The sequence below is a fragment of the Microbacterium sp. ISL-103 genome (assembly GCF_018613995.1).
Classification (GTDB): Bacteria; Actinomycetota; Actinomycetes; order Actinomycetales; family Microbacteriaceae; genus Microbacterium.
On record NZ_JAGGPD010000636.1, the window covers coordinates 1 to 1,970 of the forward strand.

Genomic DNA, 1,970 nt, shown 5'->3' on the forward strand with positions numbered 1-1,970 from the left:
GCAGGGCTCCGGTCAGCGCCTGACCGGCGAGGGCGAGCATGAACGCACCCGGGTCGAGCTGCTCGTAGCCCTCGGTGACCACCGGCGACACCGCGAGGGCGAGGCCGGCGCCCAGCATCGCACGGATGCGCATGGGGATCGTCCCATGGCTGAACGGAGGAGCGATCACCAGGAACGCGGTGATGCGCACGCAGGCGAGCGCCGTGGCCTCGAGCCAGGTGAAGTCGATGGGGATGTTCATCAGCCGCCGTTCAGGAGCGACGGGATCCTGGCGAACATCTCATTGCTGAAGGCGATCATCTCGGCGATCATCCAGTGGCCGCTCACGAGCAGCGCGATGCCGACGGCGACGAGCTTGGGCACGAACGAGATCGTCATCTCCTGCACCTGCGTGATCGACTGCAGCAGTGAGATCGCGAAGCCGACCACGAGCGCCGTGATCAGCAGGGGTGCGCACAGCTTGGCTCCGAGGATGAGCGCCGCCTGTCCGATGTCGATGACCGCTTCAGGATTCATCAGCCACCGCCGTTGTAGGACTGGATGAGAGCGGTGATGACCATGCCCCATCCGTCGATGAGCAGGAACAGGAGGATCTTGAACGGCAGCGAGATCATGACCGGCGGCAGCATCATCATTCCCATCGACATCAGGGCGCTGGCCACGACGAGGTCGATGACGAGGAACGGCACGAAGATGATGAAGCCGATGAGGAACGCGGCGCGCAGCTCGCTGATCATGAAGGCCGGGACGAGAGTCTGCAGCGGGATGTCGGCGGGGTCCGTCGGGTTCTCCATCTGCGCCGCGCGGTGCATCAGCGCGATGTCCTCTTCGCGCGTGTACGAGAGCATCCACTCGCGCAGCGGCTCCTGCGCGAGCTCGAAAGCGCGCCCGAAGTCGATCTGTCCGTCGGTGAACGGCGCGACGGCGACCGCGTTGATGTCGGTGAGCACGGGCCACATGATGAACAGGGTGAGGAACAGGCTGAGCCCTGCGAGCACCTGGTTCGGCGGGATCGACGGCAGCGAGAGGGCGTTGCGGGTCAGGGCGAGCACCACGAAGATCTTCGTGAAGCTCGACATCATGAGCAGCAGAGCCGGCGCGACGCTGAGGACGGTGATGCCCAGCAGCGTGACGATGCTGTCGGACGGCGCGCCGTTGATGCCGTTGATCGTCACCCCCTCGCCGTCGCCGGTCTCGGTCGGCAGCACCGCAGCGGCGGCGTGCGCACCCGTCGTCTGGAGCAGCACCAGCACGGCCGCAACGCCGAGGGCGGCGAAGACCACGAGCCACGCGCGCCGCGGCAGGCGTGTCACGCGCACAGGCGGCACGGCAGCGGCGGATACGGGCACGGCGGCACTCCGAAGATGGGTGACGTGGCCGATCCGTAGCCAGGGGTGTGAGCGATCCGTGCTCGCAGACGACTATCGCGACGTGACGGGGCGTTCGTAACCCGTCGACGCCATCGCCGTCAGGCGACCGAGCGGAGCGCGCGGTCGACGATGTCGTCGGGGAGATCCTTCGCGACGGTCGGCGCCTCGACGGCGACCGGCAGCTCCTCGTCGATCGGAGGCGCCTCCTGGGTGTCGACGACGCTGATCCCCTGCTCTGTCACACCGAGCACGTAGCGGATGCCGCCGAACTCGGCGACCACCAGCTGCGCCTTGCCCCCGATGCCCGATCGCGCCACCACGGTGATCTTCTCAGGGCGGGCACGCGGTGTCGCGGCCGGACGCGACGGCACGAGCTCGGAGAGCCTGGCGAGCTTCTTCGGCATGAGCCCTGCCAGCGGGCTCGCCCCCTTGTCCTGCGACTTCTGCAGGCGGCGGCTCAGGAAGAACAGCAGTCCGAGCACCGCTCCCAGGGCGACGATCGCGCGGAGCGCGACGAGCAGGTCATCCATCGATCAGACGTTCTCTGCGCCGTCGAGGATGCGCTCGACGCGGATCGCGACGTCGCCCTCGGCGACCACG

At 67.8% G+C, this 1,970-nt stretch carries 4 protein-coding genes; all 4 read right to left on the reverse strand.

Going from position 1 to position 1,970, the window contains the following annotated elements:
• Window positions 1-241: flagellar biosynthetic protein FliR (locus J7E68_RS18945; protein WP_215175094.1), on the reverse strand; the 241-nt coding region annotated here is incomplete at its 3' end.
• Window positions 241-516 (reverse strand): flagellar biosynthesis protein FliQ, encoded by a 276-nt coding sequence (fliQ, locus tag J7E68_RS18950; RefSeq protein WP_060928149.1) that lies wholly within the window; start codon window positions 514-516, stop codon window positions 241-243. The genes fliQ and J7E68_RS18945, both read right to left, overlap by 1 nt.
• The gene (gene fliP, locus J7E68_RS18955; protein WP_396652526.1) at window positions 516-1,349 is read right to left on the reverse strand and encodes a flagellar type III secretion system pore protein FliP; all 834 of its coding nucleotides are present in this window, start codon (window positions 1,347-1,349) and stop codon (window positions 516-518) included. The genes fliQ and fliP overlap by 1 nt, the downstream gene beginning before the upstream one ends.
• 119 nt (window positions 1,350-1,468) lie before the next feature.
• A complete protein-coding gene (locus tag J7E68_RS18960) occupies window positions 1,469-1,900 on the reverse strand; it encodes a flagellar biosynthetic protein FliO (RefSeq protein WP_251049171.1) in 432 nt (143 codons plus the stop codon).
• Window positions 1,901-1,970 lie beyond the last annotated feature (70 nt).

Coding starts and splice junctions, on each gene's coding strand:
- fliQ (WP_060928149.1), bottom strand. CDS start 516: ATGAATCCTGAAGCGGTCATCGACATCGGACAGGCGGCGCTCATCCTC.
- J7E68_RS18960 (WP_251049171.1), bottom strand. CDS start 1,900: ATGGATGACCTGCTCGTCGCGCTCCGCGCGATCGTCGCCCTGGGAGCG.